Here is a 14,984-nt window from a genome sequence, read left to right as displayed (position 1 = left end):
GTGCGCTCGCCGCGGGGCGTCCCTTTCTTTGCTTGTGCAAAGAAAGGAACCAAAGAAAGCACACCCCGGTACTCGCGCCCCAACGGCTGCGCCGTTATGGTCCGTGTCGCCGGTGGGAATTTTGGGACGGCACATCCTGTGCCGACCCAAAACGCTGCACATCCCTGTGCAGCGCCCTGCGGGTTTACCCACCGTCGCCACCGCTGCGGATGGGGCCCGAGGAGCAAGAGCCAAAACCAAAACCAAAACCAAAACACTGGAAGCACACCGGTCTTCAATACTCCGCTGTTGCTGTTGCCCTGCTCTTGCCTTGGCTTTTCGGGCCCCCGTTAAGGCGTGGCAAGCGGGCCGGGTAAAACCCGCAGGGCGGCGCACATGGATGTGCGCCGTTTCCGGCAGGGGCAGGAGGCCCCTTCCGGAAATTCCCGGTCCGATTGCGGACCCTGCGCGCGCAGCGCGCAGGGCACGCCGCCAGGGGTGTGTTTCTTTGCCTACTTTCTTTGCACAAGCAAAGAAAGTAGGGCCCCGCGGCGAGCGCGCCATCGGTGCGCACCGACGACGACATCACGCGCAAGCGTCCTGAGCGCCTCAGGTCGAACGAAGACAGTCATCAAGAAGGTCATCCCGGAGTCCCCATGCAACACCTCGACATCCCCGCCCTCCAGAAGCTCGACGCCCAGCACCACCTGCACCCCTTCAACGACAACGCCGCCCTGGCGAAGAAGGGCACCCGCATCCTCACCCGTGGCGAAGGTTGCTATGTGTGGGACGCCGAGGGCAACCAGCTGCTCGACGCCTTCGCGGGCCTGTGGTGCGTCAACATCGGCTACGGACGCCGGGAGCTGGGCGAGGCCGCATCGAAACAGATGACCCGGCTGGCGTACTACAACAGCTTCTTCCAGTGCACCACCGAGCCGACCATCGAACTGGCCGCCAAGCTGGCCGAACTGGCGCCGGGCGACATCAATCATTCCTTCTTCGTCAATTCCGGTTCCGAGGCCAACGACACCATCCTGCGACTGGTGCGGCATTTCTGGGCGGTGCAGGACCAGCCGCGCAAGAACATCTTCATCGGCCGCCACGACGGCTACCACGGCACCACCATGGCCGGCGCCAGCCTGGGCGGCATGAAGGGCATGCACAAGCAGGGCGGCCTGCCGATTCCCGACATCCACCACATCGATCCGCCGTTCTGGTTCGCCGATGGCGGCGAGCTGTCCGAGGACGAATACGGACTGCTCGCGGCACGCCGGCTGGAGGACAAGATCCTGGAACTGGGGCCGGAGCGGGTGGCGGCCTTCATCGGCGAGCCGATCATGGGCGCGATCGGCGTGTACATCCCGCCGCGCACCTACTGGCCGGAGATCGAGCGCATCTGCCGCAAGTACGACGTGCTGCTGGTCGCGGACGAGGTCATCTGCGGCTTCGGCCGCACCGGCGAATGGTTCGGCTCCCAGTACTTCGGCTTCCAGCCGGACATCATGCCGGTGGCCAAGGGCATCACCTCCGGCTACATCCCGCTGGGCGCGGCGATGTTCAACGACCGGGTGGCGAACGTGCTGAAGGCCCAGGGCGGCGAGCTGGCCCACGGCGCCACGTACTCCGGCCATCCGGTGTGCGCGGCGGTGGCGCTGGAGAACATCCGCATCCTGCAGGAAGAGAAGATCGTCGAACGGGCCAAGGCCGAAATCGCGCCCTATCTGGCGCAGCGCTGGGCCGAACTGGGCGAGCACCGGCTGGTCGGGCAGGCGCGCATCGCCGGCATGGTGGGCGCGCTGGAACTGGTGCCGGACAAGGGCAAGCGCGGGTTCTTCCCGGACCGCGGTTCGGTCGGGGTGATGTGCCGCGACTTCGCCCTCAAGCACGGCCTGATCCTGCGCGCGACCTGGGACGCGATGCTGCTGTCGCCGCCGTTGATCATCACGCGCGGACAGGTCGACGAACTGTTCGACAAGGCCTGGAAGGCGCTGGACGACACCGCCCGGGCGTTGGGTCGCTGACCGTGGAAACCCCGGCCCGTCAACGGGTTCCCAGGCTGGCGGCGCGGCGTATCATGTCCGCCATCCTCTTTCCGCTTCCAGGAGAAGCCCCATGAAGTTCCGAGCATTGACGATTGCGCTGGCCGTGGCCGGCGCCTTGGCGGCCTGCGGGGGCGCCGAGGAAAAGAAGGCGGCCAAGGGCGCCGACGAGAAGGTCGTCAACGTCTACAACTGGTCGGACTACATCGCCGAGGACACCATCCCGAACTTCGAGAAGCAGACCGGGATCAAGGTCACCTACGACGTGTTCGACAGCGACGAGATGGTCGAGACCAAGCTGCTGGCCGGCTCCAGCGGTTACGACGTGGTGGTGCCTTCGCTGAGCTTCCTCGGCCGGCAGATCCAGGCCGGCGTGTTCCTGCCGCTGGACAAGTCGAAGATTCCGAACCTGAAGAATGTCGATCCCAAGCTGCTGGAGCGCATCGCCCTGCAGGATCCGGGCAACCAGTACGCCGTGCCGTACCTGTGGGGCACCAGCGGCATCGGCTACAACGTCGACAAGGTCAAGGCGGCGTTCGGCAATACCGACGTCACCGGCAGCTGGGATCTGGTGTTCAAGCCGGAGAACCTGTCCAAGCTCAAGGACTGCGGCGTGACCGTGCTGGACACCCCGTCGGAGTTGATCCCGATCGCGCTGAACTACCTGGGCGAGGATCCGCACAGTTTCGATCCCAAGGTGATCGACAAGGCCGCCGCCCTGCTGAAGAGCATTCGGCCGTATATCCGCAACTTCCATTCCTCCTCCTACATCAACGACCTGGCCAACGGCGACGTGTGCCTGGTGGTGGGCTGGTCGGGTGATGTCATCCAGGCGCGCGATCGCGCCGACGAGGCGAAGAATGGCGTCCACATCGCCTACTCGATCCCGAAGGAAGGCGCGCCGCAGTGGTTCGACATGATGGCCATCCCCAAGGACGCCAAGCACGTCGACAACGCCTACGCCTTCATCAACAACATGCTGGATCCCAAGGTGGCGGCGGCCAACACCAACTTCGTGACCTACCCGAACGCGGTGCCGGCGTCCCGGCCGATGGTGGATCCGACCATCGCAGACGATCCGACCATCTATCCGCCGGCGGAGGTCGACGCCAAGCTGTTCACCTTCGCGGTGCTGCCGCCGGAAGTGGACCGCCAGTACACCCGGATCTGGACGGAGCTGAAGACCGGCAAGTAACCGGTAACCGGATCAGGGCCGCCATGCGCGGCCCTGATTGTTGTGGGGGGGGATGGCCGGACATCGCGCCGGCCGGGAACAGGGCATCCCTCCGGGGAGCCATCGTCAAAACGCAAGAACGCACCACTCATCACTGCCATGCCTGGCGCCTATCTGGAGAGAGTTGATGAAATTGCGAACCCTGGCCACCGCCATCCTTGTCTGTACCAGCCTGGCCGCCTGCGGCGGCAAACCGGAGACCGGCAAGGGCGCTACCGGACCCGCCGCGGCCGATGGCGCCAAGGAAGTGAACGTCTACAACTGGTCCGATTACATCGCCGAGGACACCATCCCGAACTTCGAGAAGCAGAGCGGGATCAAGGTCACCTACGACGTGTTCGACAGCAACGAAGTGGTCGAGACCAAGCTGCTGGCCGGCTCCAGCGGTTACGACATCGTGGTGCCGACCCTGAACTTCCTCGGCCGGCAGATCCAGGCGGGCGTGTTCATGCCGCTGGACAAGAGCAAGATCCCCAACTACGCCAACCTCGATCCCGAGCTGATGAAACGCATCGAGCGGCAGGATCCGGGCAACCGGTACGCCATCCCGTACATGTGGGGCACCACCGGCATCGGCTACAACATCGACAAGGTCAAGGCCGCGTTCGGCAACACCGATATCGCCAACAGCCTGGACATCGTGTTCAAGCCGGAGAACGTGTCCAAGCTGAAGGACTGCGGCGTGACCCTGCTGGACACCCCATCGGAAGTCATCCCGATGGCGCTGAACTACCTGGGCGAGGATCCCAACAGCTTCGATCCCAAGGTCATCGAGAAGGCGGCGGCGCTGTTGAAATCGGTGCGCCCCTACATCACCAATTTCCATTCCTCGCAGTACATCGACGCGATGGCCAACGGCGACACCTGCCTGGTGGTCGGCTGGTCGGGCGACATCATCCAGGCGCGCGATCGCGCCGAGGAAGCGGGCAACGGCGTCAAGATCGCCTACGCGATTCCGAAGGAAGGCGCGCCGCAGTGGTTCGACATGCTGGCCATTCCCAAGGACGCCAAGCACGTCGACAACGCCTACGCCTTCATCAACTACCTGCTGGATCCGCAGGTGATGGCCAACAATTCCAACTTCATCCATTACCCCAACGCCATTCCCAAGGCCAAGGCGCTGATGGTCAAGGACATCGTCGACGATCCGACCGTGTATCCGCCGCCGGAAGTCGAGGCCAAGCTGTTCACTTTCGCCATCCTGCCGCCGGAAGTCGACCGCCAGTACACCCGGATCTGGACGGAACTGAAGACCGGCAAGTAATCCACGCGAAGGGGCGGGCAGGGCGCCCGCCCCGGGTCGTTTCCATTTTCCACAGAAGCCACGCGCCGCATGCCCGGCGCCGTACAGGGGAACCCGATGGCGGCTGACAACCCACCTCCCGGCAACGGCAAGGACACCACTAACGCCAACCATGCCAAGGCCGGCGCCGACGCCTACCTGCGCATCGTCGATGTGCGCAAGGAGTTCGACGGCTTCGTCGCCGTGGACGACACCAACCTGACCATCCGCAAGGGTGAGATCTTCGCCCTGCTGGGCGGATCGGGCAGCGGCAAGTCCACCCTGCTGCGCTGCCTGGCCGGCTTCGAGAAGCCCACGGCCGGGAAAATCTACCTGGACGGGCAACTACTGAACGATCTGCCGCCCTACGAGCGGCCGCTCAACATGATGTTCCAGTCCTATGCGCTGTTCCCGCACATGACCGTGGAGCAGAACATCGCCTTCGGCCTGAAGCAGGACGGCCTGTCCAGGGACGCGATCAGGAAGCGGGTGGAGGAGATGCTGGCGCTGGTGCAGTTGGGCAAGCTGGCCAAGCGCAAGCCGCACCAGTTGTCGGGCGGCCAGCAACAGCGCGTGGCGCTGGCGCGTTCGCTGGCCAAGGGGCCCAAGCTGCTGCTGCTGGACGAGCCGATGGGCGCGCTGGACAAGAAGCTGCGCTCGCAGATGCAACTGGAACTGGTCAACATCATCGAGAAGTCCGGGGTGACCTGCGTGATGGTCACCCACGATCAGGAAGAGGCGATGACGATGGCCACCCGCATCGCCCTGATGGACCAGGGCTGGATCCGCCAGGTCGGCACGCCGGACGAAATCTACGAGCAGCCGACCAGCCGCTTCGCCGCCGAGTTCATCGGCTCGGTCAACCTGATCGACGGCGTGGTCGAGGAGGACGAATCGGACTACGTCACCATCCGCAGCCCGCAGTTGCCGGTGGCGGTCTACGTCGGCCACGGCATTTCCGGCTTCGAGGGCCAGGAAGTCTCGTTCGCCGTGCGTCCGGAGAAGCTCGGCATCGGCAAGGAGGAACCGGCACAGGAGTACAACAAGGCCAAGGGCGTGATCGAGGACATCGCCTACTTCGGCAGCCATTCGGTCTACCACGTCCGCCTGCCGGGCGGTTACAAGTTCATGGCCAACTTCGCCAACGTGCAGCGCTGGGCCAGCGAGGGCCTGACCTGGAACGACGAGGTCTGGGTGTGGTGGGGCGACAACGACGGCGTGGTGCTGACCTCATGAAACTCCGGGACCTGCTCAGGAAAGCCACGCCGGGCCCGCGTTGGGCGGTGATCTCGGTTCCCTATCTCTGGCTGCTGCTGTTCTTCGCGATCCCGTTCCTGATCGTGCTGAAGATTTCGTTCTCCAAGCTCGCCATCGCGATGCCGCCGTACACGCCGATCCTGGAGTACGTGGACGAGGCGCTGACGCTCAAGCTCAACCTGGGCAACTACGCGGCGCTGTTCACCGATTCCCAGTACGTGCAGGCCTACCTGAGTTCGATCCAGATCGCGGCCGTCTCCACCTTCTTCGCCCTGCTGATCGGCTACCCCATCGCCTACGTGATCGCGCGCCTGCCGCCGTCCTCGCGCAATATCGCGATGATGCTGGTGGTGCTGCCGTCCTGGACTTCGTTCCTGATCCGCATCTACGCCTGGATCGGCATCCTCAAGAACAACGGCCTGCTCAATAACCTGCTGATGAAGCTGGGTGTCATCAGCGAACCCCTGCAGATCCTGTACACGCCGATGGCCGCCTACATCGGCATCGTCTACGCCTATCTGCCGTTCATGGTGCTGCCGCTGTACACCAACCTGGTCAAGCACGACCAGCGCCTGCTGGAGGCCGCCTACGACCTCGGCGCCAAGCCGTGGAAGGCGTTCTTCACCATCACCCTGCCGCTGTCGCGGGCCGGCATCATCGCCGGTTGCATGCTGGTGATGATTCCGGCGGTGGGCGAATTCGTCATTCCCGAGCTGCTCGGCGGGCCGGACACGCTGATGATCGGCCGCGTGCTGTGGAACGAGTTCTTCAACAACCGCGACTGGCCGGCGGCGTCGGCGGTGGCGATCGTTATGCTGATCCTGCTGATGATCCCGATCCTGATCTTCAACCGGGTGCAGCAGCGCGAGCTGGAAGGGAGGCTGACATGAGCCGCCTGCGCCAACGCAGCCTGACCTGGCTGGTGCTGGGTTTCGGCTTCGCCTTCCTGTACCTGCCGATCCTGATCCTGATGGTGTACTCGTTCAACGAGTCGCGCCTGGCCACGGTATGGTCCGGCTTCTCGGTGAAGTGGTACGGCGAACTGTTCCGCGACGCGCAGATGCTGGAAGCGGCCTGGATCAGCCTGAAGATCGCCTTCTGGACCGCGAGCGCGGCGGTGGTGCTGGGCACGCTGGCGGCGCTGGTGATGACCCGGATGCGCCGCTTCCACGGCAAGACCGTGTTCGGCGCGCTGATCACCGCGCCGCTGGTGATGCCCGAGGTGATCATCGGCCTGTCGATCCTGCTGATGCTGGTCTCGATGGGGCAGGTGCTGGGCCTGCCGTCGAAAGGCGTCATCGCCATCTGGATCGCCCACGTCACCCTGACCGTCTCGTTCGTCACCGTGGTCATCTCCTCGCGCCTGTCCGAACTGGACAAGTCGCTGGAGGAGGCGGCGATGGACCTGGGCGCCAACCGGCTGAAGGTGTTCTTCCTGATCACCCTGCCGATCATCATGCCGGCGCTGGTGTCCGGCTGGCTGCTGGCCTTCACCCTGTCGCTGGACGACGTGGTGATCGCCAGTTTCGTCGCCGGCCCCAGTTCGACCACGTTGCCGATGAAGGTGTTCTCCTCGGTGCGGCTGGGCCTGAGTCCGAAGATCAACGCCCTGGCCACGCTAATGATCGCGATCGTCTCGCTGGCCGCGCTGGTCGGCTGGTGGCTGATGTACCGCGAGGAAAAGCGCCGCCAGCGCGACATGCAGCTGGCTTTGCAGGAGAACGGCTGACCGGGCCCACCCGGCGCTAACGCGGCGGGCGTCAGAATGGTCGCCTGCACGCGCATCACGAGATCGCCATGAAAGTAGATACCGTCAATCCCGCGACCGGCCAGGTCGAACACTCCCAGACCCTGATGGACGCCGCTGCCGTCGAGGCCGTGCTGGCGGCCTCGCAGCCGGCGTTCCGTGCCTGGTCCGCGCGTCCGCTGGGCGAGCGCGGCGAATTGCTGCGGCGGGTGGGCGCCGGCCTACGCGCGCGCCGCGACGACATCCAGCGGATCATGACCGCCGAGATGGGCAAGCTGCGCCGGGAAGCCCTGGCCGAAGTGGACAAGTGCGCCGGCGCCTGCGAGTACTACGCCGACCACGCCGGCGACTACCTGAAGGACGAGCCTATCGCCACCGACGGCCGCCGCAGCTACGTGCGCTACGAGCCGATTGGCTGCGTGTTCGCGGTGATGCCCTGGAACTTCCCGATCTGGCAGGTGTTCCGCTTCCTCGCGCCGGCGCTGATGGCCGGCAACGTCGCCGTGCTCAAGCATGCCGCCAACGTGCCGCGCTGCGCCGACGTCATCGCCGAGGTGCTGCGCGACGCCGGGATTCCGGCCGGGGTGTTCGGCGTGCTGCATATCGACAACGATCAGGCCGCCGGGGTCATCCGGGATCCGCGCATCGCCGCGGTCACCCTGACCGGCAGCGAGCGCGCCGGCCGCTCGGTGGCCGGCAACGCCGGCCAGCAGCTCAAGAAGTGCGTGATGGAGCTGGGCGGCAGCGATGCGTTCGTGGTGCTGGAGGACGCGGACCTGGACAAGACCGTGGCCGGCGCGATCGCCTCGCGCTACGGCAACGCGGGACAGACCTGCATCGCCGCCAAGCGTTTCATCGTGGTCGAGGCGATCGCCGATCGTTTCGTGCAGCGTTTCGCCGAGGCCGCGGCGAAGCTGACACTCGGGGATCCCGAGGACGATGCCACCACGCTGGCGCCGATGGCGCGGCGGGATCTGCGCGACGAACTGCATCGCCAGGTGCAGGCCAGCATCGCCCGGGGCGCGCGGCCGCTGCTGGGCTGCGAGCCGGATGCATCGCACGCCGGCTATCCGGCCTCCATCCTCGATGGCGTCGCGCCCGGCATGCCGGCCTACGAGGAGGAACTGTTCGGGCCGGTCGCCAGCATCCTGCGGGTGCGCGACGAGGCCGAGGCGATCCGGGTCGCCAACGACACCAGCTTCGGCCTGGGCGGCAGCGTCTGGAGCGGCAATCCCGAGCGCGGCGACCGGGTCGCCCGGCAACTCCAGGTCGGCGCGGCCTTCGTCAACGCGATCGTGCGCAGCGACGTGCGCCTGCCGTTCGGCGGCACCAAGCGCTCGGGCTTCGGCCGCGAACTGGCCGAGCACGGCATCCACGAGTTCATGAACATCAAGTCGGTCTACATCGCCTGAGTCCGGGCGCGGGTATCCGCCGGCCGTGGTTCCCATGGAGCCATGGCTGGAACAGATGGTTACGGGCGCCGCCATTCCGAAAGCGGCGCCGCGCTGCCATCTTCCGGGCATTGCCCAGGAGGTTGCCATGAACACACCCGTCGATACCCATCCCGCCCGCGTCATCCGCAAGGTGCGCGGCCGCGCCACGTCCGACGGCGCCGGCGTCAAGCTGACCCGCGTGATCGGCGGCCCGGACCTGCCGGATCTGGATCCGTTCCTGCTGCTGGACGAGTTCGGCACCGATCGCGCCGAGGACTACATCGCCGGTTTCCCCGAGCATCCGCACCGTGGCTTCGAGACTGTCACCTACATGCTCGACGGCCGCATGCGCCATCGCGACAACCACGGCAACGAAGGCCTGCTGACACCAGGTTCGGTGCAGTGGATGACCGCCGGTCGCGGCCTGGTGCATTCGGAAATGCCGGAGCAGGAATCCGGCCGCATGCGCGGCTTCCAGTTGTGGGTGAACCTGCCGGCGCGCGACAAGATGACCGAGCCCAAGTACCAGGAATTCGCCCCGGAACGCATTCCGGTGACCTCGCCCGCGCCGGGCGTGGGCATCAAGGTGATCGCCGGCCAGGTCGGCGACGTGACCGGACCGATTTCGCAGCCGGCCACCGATCCGGTGTATCTCGACATCGCGCTGGATGCGGGCAAGGCGTGGGACTACGTGTTGCCCGAAGGCCACAACGCGTTCGTATACGCCTTCGAGGGCGGCCTGACGGTGGGCGAGGGTGAAGACGCCCGTGCGCTGGAGACCCATGAACTGGCCGTGCTCGGCGGCGGCAGCGGCCTGAGCCTGCGCGCCGGCCAGCAGCCGGTCCGCGCGATTCTGGTCGCCGGCCGTCCACTGCGCGAACCGGTGGTGCGGCACGGACCGTTCGTGATGAACAGCAAGCAGGAGATCATCCAGGCGTTCGTCGATTTCCAGGAAGGCCGGTTCTGATCCATCCGCCTTTGTGGGAGCGGCGTGGGTCGCGACCACCTGCAAACCGGTACGACGCCTCGTTTGCCCTTGGAGATCCTGTTCTGGATCGCTACGGTCGCGACGGACATCGCTCCTGCAGACAGGAAAGAGGCGGGAACAAAAAAGCCGGGCGATGCCCGGCTTTTTTGCGAACGCACGGAACGGCGTCAATCCCTGCCAATCGCCTTGTAGATCACGCCGCCCAGCAGGCCGCCGAGGATCGGCGCCAGCCAGAACAGCCACAGCTGGCTGAGCGCGGTCGGGCCGGCGAACAGCGCCACGGCGGTGGAGCGGGCCGGATTCACCGACGTGTTGGTCACCGGGATGCTGATCAGGTGGATCAGGGTGAGCGCCAGGCCAATCGCGATCGGCGCGAACCCGGCCGGCGCGCGGCCGTGGGTGGAACCCATGATGACGATCAGGAAGAACGCGGTCAGCACGACTTCGGTCAGGAACGCCGCCGCCACCGAATAGCCACCCGGCGACATCGCCCCGTAGCCATTGCTGGCGAACGCGCCGGCCGCGTTGGGATCGATGGCGAAGCCGCTGGCGCCACTGGCGATCTGCAACAGGATGAAGCCCGCCGCGGCGCCGCCCAGCACCTGGGCGACGATGTAGGGGACCAGTTCCTTGATGGAGAAGCGGCCGCCGGCCCACAGGCCGAAGCTCACCGCCGGATTGAAGTGGCCGCCGGAAATGTGGCCGAACGCGTAGGCGCCGGTCAGCACGGTCAGGCCGAAGGCCAGCGCCACGCCGAGGAAACCGATGCCCAGTGGATTGGCGTCGCCGCCGAACTTGGCCGCCAGCACCGCGCTGCCGCAGCCGCCCAGCACCAGCCAGAAAGTACCCAGGAACTCCGCCGCGAGTTTCTTTCCAAGACTCATCTGTAATCCCCCAAGGAATGGATGGAACCGTCGTCCGACGGGCCGCACGCGGGGCGAGAATTGCCCGGGTGCGGCACAAGTATGCCTTGGGTGACTCAAAAAAGTGTGACAACCATCACTCTTGATTAATGATCGGGCAAGGGAATGAACTCGGTCTCGCCCGCGATCTGCCCGAACCGGCCCTCGCGCCAATCGTCCTTGGCCTGCTCGATCCGTTCCTTGGAACTGGAGACGAAGTTCCACCACATATGCCGCTGCGCATCCAGCGGTTCGCCGCCCAGCAGCAGCGCCTTGACCGGTGTCTTCGCGCGCAGCACCGGCCGCGTGCCGGGGTCCAGCACCACCAGGTGCTTGTCGGGAATGTCGGCGCCGTCGAGCTGCGCGTCGCCTTCCAGCACGTACAGCGCGCGCTCCACATGGCCGTCGTCGATCGCGTGCTCCGCGTCCGGCGCCAGATCCAGTGCCACGTTGAAGGTGTCGGCGAACACCCGCACCGGCGACTCCTCGCCATAGGCGCGCCCGGCGATCACCCGCAGCCAGGCGCCGGCATGGCGCTGCTGGGGCAGGCTGTCGGCCTTGTGGTGATGGAACTCGGGCGCGACTTCCTCGTACGCCTTCGGCAGCGCCACCCAGGTCTGCATGCCATGCAGCGGATGCGGATGCGCGCGCACGTCGGCGGGCGTGCGTTCGGAATGGGCGATGCCGCGGCCGGCGGTCATCCAGTTGACGTCGCCGGGCAGGATGATCTGCTCCGAACCCAGCGTGTCCTTGTGGTTGATCGCGCCGCTCCACAGGAAGGTGACCGTGGCCAGGCCGATGTGCGGATGCGGACGTACGTCCACGCCGCGTCCCTCGTCGAAGGTGGCCGGTCCCATGTGATCCACGAACACGAACGGACCGACGCTGCGCGCCTGCAGGCTGGGCACCGCGCGGCGGACCTGGAATCCGCCCAGGTCATGGGTGCGCGGGGAAATGAGGGTGGTCATGGCGTCCTCCGGGGTGGCTGCGCGCAGGATGGCACAGCGGCACGGCGCGCGCAGGCGCGACGACGGCAACGGATTGTTTCCGCGATGCGTCGATGAGCCGGTGACCTTCCGTGTCGCGGCGTCGTCGCCGCCCAGGCTCGTGGCTGACGGACCGCTTCTGCGGGGGGCTTCCCGCCGTATGTCCCTGCCAGGTTTTCCTACCGGGACTCGGCCGCAGCGAGCGGGATGTCGCCACGCCGCGAGGCGAGCCGGTCGGCCAGCCGCGTGGGCTCGGGCAGGCGATAGCCGCGCAGGCAGCGCAGGGTCCAGTCGAGCGCGCCCGCGAGCGAAACCCGGTGGCCGGGCGAGACGATCAGCGGCAGGCAGCGCGCCTTGCTGCGCAGCGCCCAGCCGATCTGCTGCCCCCTGTCGATCAATGGCGTGAGATCGCCGGGTCGCTCGCCAGGCGCGTCGAACCGGCCGCACAGCGGTTTCTTCGCCACCCCGATGCTGGGCAGGCCGGTGACCACGCCGAAGTGCGCGGCGATGCCCAGCCGGCGCGGATGGGCGATGCCCTGGCCATCGATCATCACCAGATCCGGCGATTCTCCCAGCAGGGCCAGCGCCGCCATCAAGGCCGGCAGTTCGCGGAAACTGAGCAGGCCGGGAACGTAGGGCATCGAGGTCGGCACGCGGGCGACATGGGTTTCCAGCGGCGCGAGATCGCGCGCGTCCAGCAGCACCGCCGCCGCGCGGGTGATCCTGCCTTCGTCCTCGAAGCCGACATCGAAACCGGCGATGCGGCGGGGCGCGCCGATCTCGTCGTCGAGCCGGACCTGCCGGGCCAACTCGGCCTGCAACCGGCGCGCGCCAGGGACGCTGCCGTCCCAGGCGCCGAACACGGATGTGGACTCGTTCATCGGGTCAGGGTAGCCGAACCGGCCGGAGGGACCTGTGCACGCGCCCGCGCGGAGCTCAGTAGCGCGTGATTTCCACCCGCGCGCGTCCGTCGGCGTCGAAACGGATCCAGGTCACCCGGTCGTACTCGGTCTCGGGCATCGGCGTGGCCGGTTGCCCCGACAGCGCGGCCACCAGATCCGGCACGGTGTTGCTGTGGCCGACGATGAGCACGGTGCCGCGATCATGATCGCGACGCCAATGGGCGGCGCTTTCGCCGGCCGGTCCGCGCGCGAAGTAGGCAGAGATCGGAACATGATGCGCGTCGGCGGTCGGCTGCGCGGTTTCCCGCGTGCGCCTGAACTCGGTGGCGTAGATGGCCACGACCGGCGCATCGGCCAGCAGCGTGGCCAGGCGCCGCGCGCGTTCCCGGCCGAGGTCGGACAGGCGGGGATCCTCCGGGTCGTCTGTGGCCTTTTCGGCGTGCCGCACCACCACGAAGGTCAATGCGTCCGCCGGCTTGTCCCGGCGCGGCGTCGTGCAGCCGGCCAGCGCGACCACGGCGGTGAGCAGCAGGGCCAGGGAACGTTTCATCGATGCGGACATGGCGGCCTCCGGAAGACGCGGCAGGATACCGCAGCCATCCTCACCGGGACGGAGGATCCGTCCGGCTAGAATTGGCGCCTGCCTCACCGGAAACGACGCATGGCACGGAAGTTCCGACTGCTCGGCCTGATCCTGCTGACGCTGGTGATCGCCAGCCTGGCTTCCCTGTACAGCTATGGCCGGTTCGCCGCGCGGGTGCAGGGACCGGCGTCGCACGCGCTGCCGGTGGCGGCCGGCACCACCGTGCTGGATCGCGCCATCGCGCCGCTGACCGCCGCGCATCCGGAGCGGACCGGGCTTGGCCTGGTGTCGGACAATCTGGACGCCTTCGCGATCCGCGCGCTGACCGCGCAGGCGGCCGGACGCAGCCTGGATCTGCAGTACTACATCTGGCACGACGATCTCACCGGACAGCTGCTGGACCGGGAACTGCTGCGGGCCGCCGATCGCGGCGTGCGCGTGCGCCTGCTGCTGGACGACATGAACGCGCATGGCCGCGATTCGCTGCTGGTGGCGCTGGATCAGCATCCCAACATCGAAGTGCGGATGTTCAATCCGTCGCGCAACCGCGCCGGCTTCCTCGGCCGCGGGATGGAAATGCTGCTGCGCGGCATCAGCCTCAACCGGCGCATGCACAACAAGGCATGGATCGCCGACGGGCGGATCGCGGTGGTCGGCGGGCGCAACATCGGCGACGAATACTTCGACGCCGCCACCGACACCAACTTCCTGGATCTGGATGCGGCCTTGCTGGGACCGGCGGTGCGGCAGACCGAGGCGGTTTTCGATGCGTTCTGGAACAGCCGTTCGGTCATTCCGCTGCGCGCGCTCGCTCGCGCGGACGGCGACGCGCTGGCCGGACTGCGCGCGTCCGTGGACAAGGCGCAGCGAGCGCGCCGGGCCGAGCCCTATCTCAAGCGGGTGGCCCATGCCCCCGGCGTGCGCGCCTTCCTGGAAGGACAGATGCCGCTGCACTGGCCGATCTCGGCGCAGGTCCACTCGGATCCGCCGGAAAAGGGCCAGGGGGGCGGCGGCGATGGCTGGCTGATCACGCGGCTGGTGCCGGCGGTCTCCAGGGCGCGCGAGCGGGTCTGGTTGATCTCGCCGTACTTCGTGCCCGGGCGCGATGGCGTGGCCTGGCTGGGCGGGCTGCGCCGGCGCGGGGTCGAGGTCGGCGTGCTGACCAATTCGCTGGCGGCCACCGACGTCACCGTCGTGCACAGCGGTTATGCGCCTTACCGGATACCGCTGTTGCGCGAAGGCGTGGAACTGTACGAACTGATGCCGCGCGGCGTGCCGGAGGACAGCAGCCTGTTCGGTTCCAGCGGCGCCAGCCTGCACACCAAGGCGTTCGTCGTCGATGGAAGCTCCGGCTTCGTCGGTTCCTTCAATCTGGACCCGCGCTCGGTCAGCCTAAACACCGAGATGGGCGTGTTCTTCGAGGACGCCGGCGCCGCCGCCGAACTGGCCCGGCGCTACCGCGACAAGACCGCGCCCACCCACAGCTACCGGCTGCGGCTGGCCGAAGGCAAGCTGCGCTGGGACGACGGCGCGGTGACGCCGCCACGGGTGTGGGAACACGAACCCGGCGTGGGCCTGTGGCGGCGTGGCACGGTCAAGGTGCTGGAATGGCTGCCGATTGAATCGCAGCTGTAAGGGTTCCAGCGGTAGGA

13 protein-coding genes are annotated in these 14,984 nt (G+C 66.9%); 9 read left to right on the top strand and 4 right to left on the bottom strand.

Features of this window, described 5'->3' with window-relative positions; genetic code table 11:
- Positions 1–635 precede the first annotated feature (635 nt).
- The 8 genes from ACTHN1_RS00785 (at position 636) to ACTHN1_RS00750 (ending at position 9,938) form a co-directional block, all read left to right on the top strand.
- Entirely contained in the window at positions 636–2,000 is a 1,365-nt protein-coding gene (locus tag ACTHN1_RS00785; RefSeq protein WP_440469067.1) for an aspartate aminotransferase family protein, read from the top strand.
- A gap of 91 nt (positions 2,001–2,091) precedes the next feature.
- Positions 2,092–3,213 carry a polyamine ABC transporter substrate-binding protein gene (locus tag ACTHN1_RS00780; RefSeq protein WP_440469066.1) on the top strand — a complete coding sequence of 374 codons (1,122 nt, stop codon included), beginning with the start codon at positions 2,092–2,094 and terminating at the stop codon, positions 3,211–3,213.
- Between the two features lie 166 nt (positions 3,214–3,379).
- Entirely contained in the window at positions 3,380–4,516 is a 1,137-nt protein-coding gene (locus ACTHN1_RS00775; protein ID WP_440469065.1) for a polyamine ABC transporter substrate-binding protein, read from the top strand.
- A gap of 96 nt (positions 4,517–4,612) precedes the next feature.
- Positions 4,613–5,770, top strand: a complete 1,158-nt coding sequence (locus ACTHN1_RS00770; RefSeq protein WP_440469064.1) for an ABC transporter ATP-binding protein — start codon at positions 4,613–4,615, stop codon at positions 5,768–5,770.
- Positions 5,767–6,681 (top strand): ABC transporter permease subunit, encoded by a 915-nt coding sequence (locus tag ACTHN1_RS00765; RefSeq protein ID WP_440469063.1) that lies wholly within the window; start codon positions 5,767–5,769, stop codon positions 6,679–6,681. Before ACTHN1_RS00770 ends, ACTHN1_RS00765 begins: the two co-directional genes overlap by 4 nt.
- The gene (locus tag ACTHN1_RS00760) at positions 6,678–7,520 is read left to right on the top strand and encodes an ABC transporter permease subunit (protein WP_440469062.1); all 843 of its coding nucleotides are present in this window, start codon (positions 6,678–6,680) and stop codon (positions 7,518–7,520) included. The genes ACTHN1_RS00765 and ACTHN1_RS00760 overlap by 4 nt, the downstream gene beginning before the upstream one ends.
- Before the next feature lie 68 nt (positions 7,521–7,588).
- Complete coding sequence (locus tag ACTHN1_RS00755; protein WP_440469061.1) at positions 7,589–8,950, top strand: NAD-dependent succinate-semialdehyde dehydrogenase; 1,362 nt, start codon at positions 7,589–7,591, stop codon at positions 8,948–8,950.
- A 127-nt stretch (positions 8,951–9,077) separates the two neighbouring features.
- Positions 9,078–9,938 carry a pirin family protein gene (locus tag ACTHN1_RS00750; RefSeq protein ID WP_440469060.1) on the top strand — a complete coding sequence of 287 codons (861 nt, stop codon included), beginning with the start codon at positions 9,078–9,080 and terminating at the stop codon, positions 9,936–9,938.
- Positions 9,939–10,126: 188 nt separating this feature from the next.
- On the opposite strand, the gene aqpZ is transcribed toward ACTHN1_RS00750, so the two are convergent.
- The 4 genes from aqpZ to ACTHN1_RS00730 form a co-directional block, all read right to left on the bottom strand.
- Positions 10,127–10,843, bottom strand: a complete 717-nt coding sequence (gene aqpZ, locus ACTHN1_RS00745) for an aquaporin Z (RefSeq protein ID WP_440469059.1) — start codon at positions 10,841–10,843, stop codon at positions 10,127–10,129.
- Between the two features lie 125 nt (positions 10,844–10,968).
- Positions 10,969–11,829 (bottom strand): pirin family protein, encoded by an 861-nt coding sequence (locus tag ACTHN1_RS00740; protein WP_440469058.1) that lies wholly within the window; start codon positions 11,827–11,829, stop codon positions 10,969–10,971.
- 197 nt (positions 11,830–12,026) lie between these two features.
- Positions 12,027–12,728: a deoxyribonuclease V gene (gene nfi, locus ACTHN1_RS00735; protein ID WP_440469057.1), complete on the bottom strand. Its 702-nt coding sequence runs from the start codon at positions 12,726–12,728 to the stop codon at positions 12,027–12,029.
- Positions 12,729–12,783: 55 nt separating this feature from the next.
- Positions 12,784–13,311, bottom strand: a complete 528-nt coding sequence (locus ACTHN1_RS00730) for a SixA phosphatase family protein (protein WP_440469056.1) — start codon at positions 13,309–13,311, stop codon at positions 12,784–12,786.
- Positions 13,312–13,410: 99 nt separating this feature from the next.
- Between ACTHN1_RS00730 and ACTHN1_RS00725 the strand changes: the two genes are divergently transcribed.
- On the top strand, positions 13,411–14,967 hold the full coding sequence (locus ACTHN1_RS00725) for a phospholipase D family protein (RefSeq protein ID WP_440469055.1): 1,557 nt from the start codon (positions 13,411–13,413) through the stop codon (positions 14,965–14,967).
- The last annotated feature ends 17 nt before the right edge of the window (positions 14,968–14,984 follow it).

Origin of the sequence: Pseudoxanthomonas sp. (assembly GCF_051953815.1) — a bacterium.
Lineage (GTDB): Bacteria > Pseudomonadota > Gammaproteobacteria > Xanthomonadales > Xanthomonadaceae > Pseudoxanthomonas_A.
Note: the sequence above shows the minus strand (reverse complement) of the source record. Positions and strands in the feature narration are given on the sequence as shown.

What these genes read in the sequence shown, in the direction of transcription:
- ACTHN1_RS00760 (WP_440469062.1), top strand. Translation starts at nt 6,678, where the DNA reads ATGAGCCGCCTGCGCCAACGCAGCCTGACCTGGCTGGTGCTGGGTTTC.
- ACTHN1_RS00740 (WP_440469058.1), bottom strand. Translation starts at nt 11,829, where the DNA reads ATGACCACCCTCATTTCCCCGCGCACCCATGACCTGGGCGGATTCCAG.
- ACTHN1_RS00775 (WP_440469065.1), top strand. Translation starts at nt 3,380, where the DNA reads ATGAAATTGCGAACCCTGGCCACCGCCATCCTTGTCTGTACCAGCCTG.
- ACTHN1_RS00780 (WP_440469066.1), top strand. Translation starts at nt 2,092, where the DNA reads ATGAAGTTCCGAGCATTGACGATTGCGCTGGCCGTGGCCGGCGCCTTG.
- ACTHN1_RS00785 (WP_440469067.1), top strand. Translation starts at nt 636, where the DNA reads ATGCAACACCTCGACATCCCCGCCCTCCAGAAGCTCGACGCCCAGCAC.
- nfi (WP_440469057.1), bottom strand. Translation starts at nt 12,728, where the DNA reads ATGAACGAGTCCACATCCGTGTTCGGCGCCTGGGACGGCAGCGTCCCT.
- ACTHN1_RS00755 (WP_440469061.1), top strand. Translation starts at nt 7,589, where the DNA reads ATGAAAGTAGATACCGTCAATCCCGCGACCGGCCAGGTCGAACACTCC.
- ACTHN1_RS00770 (WP_440469064.1), top strand. Translation starts at nt 4,613, where the DNA reads ATGGCGGCTGACAACCCACCTCCCGGCAACGGCAAGGACACCACTAAC.
- ACTHN1_RS00725 (WP_440469055.1), top strand. Translation starts at nt 13,411, where the DNA reads ATGGCACGGAAGTTCCGACTGCTCGGCCTGATCCTGCTGACGCTGGTG.
- aqpZ (WP_440469059.1), bottom strand. Translation starts at nt 10,843, where the DNA reads ATGAGTCTTGGAAAGAAACTCGCGGCGGAGTTCCTGGGTACTTTCTGG.
- ACTHN1_RS00765 (WP_440469063.1), top strand. Translation starts at nt 5,767, where the DNA reads ATGAAACTCCGGGACCTGCTCAGGAAAGCCACGCCGGGCCCGCGTTGG.
- ACTHN1_RS00750 (WP_440469060.1), top strand. Translation starts at nt 9,078, where the DNA reads ATGAACACACCCGTCGATACCCATCCCGCCCGCGTCATCCGCAAGGTG.
- ACTHN1_RS00730 (WP_440469056.1), bottom strand. Translation starts at nt 13,311, where the DNA reads ATGTCCGCATCGATGAAACGTTCCCTGGCCCTGCTGCTCACCGCCGTG.